Origin of the sequence: Mycobacterium sp. E802 (assembly GCF_001666875.1) — a bacterium.
Classification (GTDB): Bacteria; Actinomycetota; Actinomycetes; order Mycobacteriales; family Mycobacteriaceae; genus Mycobacterium.
This window is the reverse complement of record NZ_LZJD01000050.1, coordinates 19,345-27,152: the sequence shown is the minus strand read 5'-3', so window position 1 is coordinate 27,152 and position 7,808 is coordinate 19,345. Positions and strand designations below refer to the sequence as shown.

At 67.5% G+C, this 7,808-nt stretch carries 9 protein-coding genes; all 9 read right to left on the bottom strand.

The genetic code is table 11. The features are described 5' to 3' along the window. The coding region (locus tag A5699_RS07645) for a hypothetical protein (protein ID WP_067767786.1) at positions 1-233 on the bottom strand (233 nt) is incomplete at its 3' end. Between the two features lie 72 nt (positions 234-305). Continuing rightward, positions 306-1,127 carry a DivIVA domain-containing protein gene (locus A5699_RS07640; RefSeq protein ID WP_067767783.1) on the bottom strand — a complete coding sequence of 274 codons (822 nt, stop codon included), beginning with the start codon at positions 1,125-1,127 and terminating at the stop codon, positions 306-308. 216 nt (positions 1,128-1,343) lie between these two features. After that, positions 1,344-1,634, bottom strand: a complete 291-nt coding sequence (locus A5699_RS07635) for a YggT family protein (RefSeq protein WP_067767780.1) — start codon at positions 1,632-1,634, stop codon at positions 1,344-1,346. 170 nt (positions 1,635-1,804) lie between these two features. Continuing rightward, a complete protein-coding gene (locus A5699_RS07630) occupies positions 1,805-2,440 on the bottom strand; it encodes a cell division protein SepF (protein WP_067767777.1) in 636 nt (211 codons plus the stop codon). Then, entirely contained in the window at positions 2,437-3,270 is an 834-nt protein-coding gene (locus A5699_RS07625; protein ID WP_067767774.1) for a YggS family pyridoxal phosphate-dependent enzyme, read from the bottom strand. The genes A5699_RS07630 and A5699_RS07625 overlap by 4 nt, the downstream gene beginning before the upstream one ends. A 45-nt stretch (positions 3,271-3,315) precedes the next feature. Then, positions 3,316-4,026, bottom strand: a complete 711-nt coding sequence (gene pgeF / locus A5699_RS07620; protein WP_142254117.1) for a peptidoglycan editing factor PgeF — start codon at positions 4,024-4,026, stop codon at positions 3,316-3,318. Positions 4,027-4,060: 34 nt separating this feature from the next. Beyond that, on the bottom strand, positions 4,061-5,221 hold the full coding sequence (gene ftsZ / locus A5699_RS07615) for a cell division protein FtsZ (protein ID WP_067767768.1): 1,161 nt from the start codon (positions 5,219-5,221) through the stop codon (positions 4,061-4,063). A 208-nt stretch (positions 5,222-5,429) separates the two neighbouring features. Then, positions 5,430-6,377 carry a cell division protein FtsQ/DivIB gene (locus tag A5699_RS07610; RefSeq protein WP_369806671.1) on the bottom strand — a complete coding sequence of 316 codons (948 nt, stop codon included), beginning with the start codon at positions 6,375-6,377 and terminating at the stop codon, positions 5,430-5,432. Continuing rightward, positions 6,374-7,792 (bottom strand): UDP-N-acetylmuramate--L-alanine ligase, encoded by a 1,419-nt coding sequence (gene murC / locus A5699_RS07605; protein ID WP_369806672.1) that lies wholly within the window; start codon positions 7,790-7,792, stop codon positions 6,374-6,376. Before murC ends, A5699_RS07610 begins: the two co-directional genes overlap by 4 nt. Positions 7,793-7,808: the final 16 nt, after the last annotated feature.

The window sequence follows — 7,808 nt, the reverse complement described above, 5'->3', positions numbered from 1 at the left end:
ACCGCTTCGAACGACTCGGTGATCTCCCCCGCGTCCGCCTCATCGGCTGATGCGGTGTCGTCGTCAGCTTTGGCGCCGCGCGAACGTTCCCGCACGGCGTCGACGATCAGCAGCAACACGCCTATCACGCTGGCACCGATACAGACCCAGGCGATCAACTCATTGCTGGTGACCACCGCGGTCACCAGCGCGGCCAGGCCGATGACGGCAAGCACGAGCGCAATGATCAACATCGTTCAACCCTAAGGTGTGGTGGCCCCGAGATCGGGCCGGTTCACGACTGTGTCGAGAAGCCAGACGGACGGTCAGTTGTTGCCGCGGTTGAACTGGCTGAATCCTCCGGCGGAGTCGTTGTTGGCACTGGAATCCACCGGTGCGGCCGAACCGCGCTGGCCCAGCTCCTCGAGCTGCGACTCCAGGTAGGTCTTCAGGCGGGTCCGGTATTCACGCTCGAACGTGCGCAGCTGCTCCAGGCGGCCCTCCAGGACCGTGCGCTGCTGGTTGATCGTGCCCATGATCTCGGAGTGCTTGCGCTCGGCGTCGGCCTGCAGCGCGTCGGCCTTCTCCTGGGCCTGACGCAGCTGGGTCTCGGACCGGGTCTGCGCATCGGCCAGCATCGCGTCGGCGCGCTGACGGGCTTCCGAGACCGTGGTCTCGGCGGTCTTGCGGGCATCGCTGACCATGGCGTCGGCCTGGGCGCGGGCATCCGAGAGCAGCTTCTCCGACTCGGCCTTCGCCGTGGAGGTCAGGCGATCGGCGGTGTCCTGGGCCAGGCTGAGCACGCGGGCGGCACGCACGGCGGTGTCCTCGCTCGGCGCCGCGGCGGGGGCGGCCGGTGCCGGCGGGGCCTCGTACACCGGCTGGGGCGCCGGAGTGGGCTCGGGCTCCGGCTCGTAGACCGGGATGGACTGGCTGGACGCAGCGCCGCCACCGGCACGCGCCGAGGCCAGCTCGGAATCGAGCTCGGATACCCGCTGCCGAAGATCGGCGTTCTCCTCGATGAGCCGAGTCAGTTCGTTCTCAACCAGATCGAGAAAGGCATCGACCTCGTCCTCGTTGTAGCCACGTTTGCCGATGGGCGGCTTGCTGAACGCGACGTTATGGACGTCCGCTGGTGTGAGCGGCATTGTCTGCCCCCTTGAAGTCTTGGACTGTCAACCGATCTAAAAGTGTAAAGCCTTGCTTGAACGCAACTGGCGTCCATCCTGTCACACCAGACCCGGCGGTTGCAGTGGAGGCCTATTTTTAAGAACGAATTTCAATCTTCTTACGCATTTGCGGCGCGTCCGGCAAACGCCCGGAGCTGCTCGAATCGAGAGCGCACGCAGCGGATCTACTCACATCTACATGGCCGCGTTGAACGCCAGCTGCATGCCGATGAACGCCGCGAGCAGCAGCACCATGATCGACAGATCGAAGCGGACCGCGCCTATCGTGAGCTGGGGAATGAGCCGCCGCAGCAGTTTCACGGGCGGGTCGGTGACGGTCATGATCAGCTCCAGCACCACGACGGTCAGACCCCTGGGGTGCCAGTCACGGCTGAACGATCGGATGAACTCGACGACGACGCGTGCGATGAGCAGCAGCCAAAAGATGAACAGCGCGAAACCGAGGATTTCGAAAAACAGCGACAACTGAGCCGACCTCACTACAGCAGGATGTGTGACATTGGATACAGGTCGCCGTAGGCCGGACACATCTCACACAGACGACGTGGTCAACCGGTAGTGCGACGCCGCCAGCCTACCCGGGCCCGGTGGGCCGATCGGGCACGCGGCGACGTCGACGCGACGTATGTCGGGGCCTACTGATAGGAGTAGAAACCGGCCTCGGCGATCCGGCGGCGCTCCTCGGCGCTGACGTCGACGTCGGCCGGCGACAACAGGAAGACCTTGGTGGCCACCTTGTCGAACGAGCCACGCAGGGCGAACGCCAGGCCGGCGGCGAAGTCGACCAGGCGCTTGGCGTCGGCGTTGTCCATCGAGACCAGGTCCATGATCACCGGGGTGCCGTCACGGAACCGCTCACCGATGGTGCGGGCCTCGCTGTAGTCCTTGGGCCGCAACGTGGTGATCTTCGACAACGGGCTGCCCGCCTCGAAGAGCTCGGCCATCCGACGCGGGTCCATTGCCAGCGCACCACGGGTGCTGCCGCGCAGCGCGCCCAAACGCGGTGCCGCCCGGTCGAATTCACGGGGCCCGCGCATCCGCGGCTCGAACCGCTGCTCGTCGGCGAAACCGCCGGCATAGCCACCGCGGTAGGCCGGGCCGTCGTCGTACTCGGGACCCTCGTAGCCGTAGCTGTCCTCTTCGAACCGCTCGTCACGGGGGCGACGGGCGTAGCTGCGGGGCGCGCGCTCGTCGTCCTCGTAGTACTCGTCGTCGTAGTCCTCCATCGGCGCCATGCCGAAGTAGGCCTTGACCTTGTGCAGTGTGCTCATCTCGGCGACCCTTCTGCTGACCGTGGGGGTGGTGATGTTTGTGATGAAGATGTGACTGGTGTGACTACTGCGGGTGACGTTAGCGGGCGTTGCCCCAGGATCGCGGTTCCGACACGCACACACGTCGATCCATGTTTGACGGCGATGTCGAGGTCGCCGGACATCCCGGCCGACAGTTCCAGCCGGTGCTGGTAGTCGCGCTGCACCCGGTCCCGCTCGGCGGCCAGCCGGGAAAAAGCGTCGTCCGGGTCGGACTCCAGCGGCGGGACGCCCATCAACCCGATGAACTCCAGACCCGTGGCGGCGTTCGCTGAGCCGCAGATCTCGTCGACCAGCGCCCCGTCGTTCACATCGACGCCGCCGCGTGCGGTATCCCCGTCGAGGCTGATCTGGATGTAGACCCGCAACGGCGCGCTCCGCGTGCCGGCCGACAGCGCCTCGCTCGCCGCCCGGTCCAGTGCGGTCAACAGACGCATGCTGTCCACCGAGTGCGCGGTATGCGCCCACCCCGCGACGGCCCGCGCCTTGTTCCGCTGGATGCGCCCCACCATGTGCCAGCGAATCGGCGCCTCCGGCAATTTCTCGCGAACCGCCGCGACTTTATTGGCGGCCTCTTGTTCGCGGGATTCACCAAATGCCAGACACCCTAATTGGTTCAGAATAATGACATCGGAGGCCGGAAAGTATTTTGTAATCGGCAGTAATTCGATGTCATTGACATTTCTTCCGGCCGATTCTGCCGCCCGCGCCAAACGTGCCCGCGCCGCACCGAGCGCGGCGGTCAATTCGGCCGTCCGGTCGGCATCACGCCCGCGCTGCACGGTGCTCATCTCGGGCTCACTCGCGATCCACTCGGCTTTCTTTCTGTGATCGGTTCATCGGCTCGGCTCCATCCACACCACACTCGCCAGCCGTCCGGTCGGCGCGTCGCGGCGATGGCTGAACAGCGCCCGGTCGGCAACCGTGCACCTCGGGTCGACGTCGATCGCGGTGACGCCCAAACCCGTTAGCTGCCGGGCGATTCCGGCCCGCAGATCCAACCCGGGCGTACCGCGGGAGGTGGTGGTGCGCGACCCGGGCAGCGCCGCCTCGACATCGGCGGCCATCGATTCGGGCACCTCGTAGTTGGCGCCGCTGACCGCGGGCCCGAGCAGTACCGAGATATCCCCGACATGTGCGCCGGCGGCCACCATGGCCTCGACCGTCCGCGCGACGATGCCTTTTTGTGCACCCACCCGTCCGGCATGAACGGCGGCCACCACGCCGGCCCGGGCATCGCCCATTAATACCGGCACACAATCAGCGGTCACCACCACCAAAGCCAAACCCGGCCGCGACGTCACCAATGCATCGGTATTTTCGACCGCGCCCCGGTGCGGACCGTCCACCGTGACGACGTGATCACTGTGCACCTGATTCATCCACACCAACGCATCGGCGCCCACAGCGGCGGCCAGCCGACGACGGTTCTGGGCCACGGCGGCCGGATCGTCACCGACGTGATCGCCAAGGTTGAACGAATCGAACGGGGGCGCCGAGACACCGCCGGCCCGGGTGGTGGTCACCCGGCGAATACGCACACTCACGATCCCAGTATCCGAACCGCCCGTGAAGCCCGGGTCAGTGCCGCATGAACGGCGGCACGTCGACATCGTCGTCGGAGATCCCGCCGTCTCCGTCCCCGCCGACACTGACGGTGGCGCCATTGGTGTGCGCCGGCACGCTCGCCGCGTCCGTCGGCTCGAACAGCGACGTCGTCACCTTGCCCGCCCGCGCCGTGGCGATCGGCTGGGTCTGCGCCGCGCTCGGGCTGACCACCGGCTTACGGCTCGGCCCCGCACTGTCGAATCCGGCGGCGATGACCGTGACCCGCACCTCGTCACCCAGCGAGTCGTCGATCACGGTGCCGAAGATGATGTTGGCCTCGGGGTGCGCCGCGTCCTGCACGAGCGAGGCGGCCTCGTTGATCTCGAACAGGCCCAGATCACTACCGCCGGCCACCGACAGCAGCACACCCTGGGCACCCTCCATTGAGGCTTCCAGCAGCGGCGAGTTGATCGCGATCTCGGCGGCCTTGAGTGCCCGGCCGTCACCGCGCGCCGAGCCGATGCCCATCAACGCGGTACCCGCCCCGCTCATCACGCCTTTGACGTCGGCGAAGTCGACGTTGATCAACCCGGGCGTGGTGATCAGATCGGTGATGCCCTGAACGCCGTTGAGCAGCACCTCGTCGGCGCTGCGGAAGGCGTCCATCAACGACACTGCGGCATCACCCATCTGCAGCAGCCGGTCGTTGGGGATGACGATGAGGGTGTCGCAGCTCTCGCGCAGCGTCTGGATACCGTTCTCGGCCTGGTTGCTTCGGCGCTTGCCCTCGAACGAGAACGGCCGCGTCACCACGCCGACGGTGAGTGCACCGAGCTTGCGGGCGATCGACGCCACCACCGGCGCGCCGCCGGTTCCGGTACCGCCGCCCTCACCGGCGGTGACGAACACCATGTCGGCGCCGCGCAGCAGCTCTTCGATGTCGTCCTTGGCGTCCTCGGCTGCCTTACGGCCCACCTCGGGATCCGCCCCGGCACCGAGGCCACGGGTGGAGTCACGCCCGACATCGAGCTTGACGTCGGCGTCACTCATCAGCAGTGCCTGTGCGTCGGTGTTGATAGCGATGAACTCGACGCCCTTGAGGCCCTGTTCGATCATCCGGTTGACGGCGTTGACACCGCCGCCGCCGATACCAACCACCTTGATTACCGCGAGGTAGTTATGCGGGGGGGTCATCGTGGTCTTCCTCCCAAGTCGGGTGTTCACAGTGCTTCTGACGCCGAATCCTCCCGAGCAAACCCTCAACCTCAACCATAGGCTTAGAGTTATGTCAAGTAGTTCCGCGCAAACAGAACGGTAGGGGGCCAACGGCGCCGATCGTGGCAGGCGCGCCGACGCGCGTGCGGCAATTTCTGCCGAAGACCCGAATCTCTTCGCGGGCGGTCTACTTCACCGTGGGCAGATCCGGGCTCGAGACGTCGTAGGTGTGGCCCGGCTGGGTCAACAGGGCGGCCAACTTCAACGCCTTTTCCTCGGTCCGGTCGTTGGTCCCCCACACCACGACTCGGCCATCGGTGAGCGTCAACGCGATCGAGGCCACCGATGGCGCGGCGATCCGGCCGACCTGGGCGACCACATCCGGCGGCAAGGCCAGCATCACTTCGAGGGCGGCCTTGGTGGCCGGGTCCTTGGGGCCGGGATGGTCGGTATCGAGATACGGCAGTGTGGGCGGAGGCGGCTCGGTGGCGAAGTCGACGCCGTCGCGGTCGAACAGATGCGGCCCGTCCGGATAATCCTTGACCACCACCGGGACTCGCTCGACCACGGTGATCCGCAGGGTCGACGGGTACTCCCGCTGCACCCGTGCGGTGGCGATACGCCGGATGGCGGCGACGCGCTCGGCGACCGCGTCCGTGTCGATCTGCAACAGCGGCGTGCCCGGCGCCACCGCCGCGGCCGCCAACACCTGCTCCGTGGGCACCGCGGCCGCACCCGTGACCGCCACGGTGCGGGCCGACATCACCGGCGTGAAATACAGCACCAGGCCCAGCGCCACCGCCACCACGCTTGCCAGCGCGGTCCACAGCAGCACCTTGAGACCGCGAACAGTGCTGCGGGCCACCGTATTCGGCGCATCTGCAGATTGACCGATCCGGCGCTTGGCCTCGCGGCGAGCCTGCTCGATGGCCATCGCGCGGTCCCGCGCGGCACGGCGCTCGGCGCGCTCACGGCGGGCCCGGCGGCGGGGGCCCTCGTAGTCGGGTTCTCCCGCGGGCGGCGAGTCGGAGCCCTCCGCGGGCGGCGAGTCGGGGTCGGCCGCGGAAGGCGTGGTGTCCGCCTCGCCGGGAACCTCGGTCACCTCGTCGGGACCGCCGGGACCCGCCTCGGTCACGGCGACTCCGAGGACGAACGGCCCGGGGCGCTGCGGTTGGCCTTGATTCCGAGCTCGGTCAGGATCTCCTGGCCGAGCATCGTGACATCGCCGGCGCCCATGGTGAGCACCACATCCCCGGAGCGGGCCGCAGCTGCCACCGTCGCTGCCACCGCCGAGAAATCGGGCACGTAGGTGACTGTCGAGGTGACATGTTCGGCGACCGTGGCGCCACTGATCCCGGGCAGCGGCTGCTCGCGCGCACCGTAGACGTCAAGGACGAAGACCTCGTCGGCGGCACTGAGTGCGGCGCCGAACTCGGTCGCGAAAGTCGCGGTGCGCGAATACAAGTGGGGCTGGAACGCGACGAGGACCCGGCCACCCGTCTGGGCCACGACGGAACGAGCGGCCTCCAGCGTGGCCCGCACCTCGGTGGGATGGTGCGCGTAGTCATCGAAGACCCGAACCCCGGCCGTCGAACCCACCAGCTCGAAACGCCGTCGCACGCCCTCGAATTCGGCCAGCCCGTCGAGCACGGTTTCCGCCGACGCGCCCACCTCGATGGCGGCCAGCAACGCCGCCAGCGCATTGAGCGCCATGTGCCGGCCCGGTACCGCCAGGCGGATCGCCCGCGGATGCGGCTCACCGGCGAGTTGGATGTGGGCCACCGCACCGGTCCCCTGTTGCTCCCAATTCAGCAGGGTGCCCGCCAGGTCATCGGCCGGGGAGCTGCCGTAGCGCAAGACCCGGATTCCCAGTGCCGCAGTATGTTCGGCGAGAGTCGCAGATCCCGGATCGTCGGTACACACCACGAGCGCACCACCGGGTGCGATGCGGTCGACGAAGGCGGAGAAGACCTCTGTGTAGGCCTGCTCGCTACCGAAGAAGTCCAGATGGTCGGCCTCGATGTTGGTGACCACCGCGACATTCGGGGTGTACTCCAGCAGCGAGCCGTCGCTCTCGTCGGCCTCGGCGACAAAGCATGTCCCACTGCCGTGGTGGGCATTGGTCCCTGCCTCACCCAACTCTCCGCCGACGGCGAACGACGGATCGAAACCGCTGTGCTGCAACGCCACGATGAGCATCGACGTGGTGGTGGTCTTGCCGTGGGTTCCGGTCACCATCACCGTGGTGTAGCCGGCCATCAACTTGGCCAGCACCACCGGCCGCAGGATCACCGGGATTCCCCGGCGCCGAGCCTCGACCAGTTCCGGATTCGTCTTGGGGATTGCCGCGTGGGTGGTGACCACAGCGGTCGGCCCACCCGGCAACAGATCCAGTGACGCCGCGTCATGGCCGATCCGGATCTCGGCACCGCGGGCCCGCAACGCGACCACGCCGCGTGACTCCTTGGCGTCCGATCCCGAGACCAGCCCGCCACGGTCCAGCAGGATGCGGGCCACACCCGACATCCCGGCTCCCCCGATCCCGACCATGTGCACCCGCTCCAAC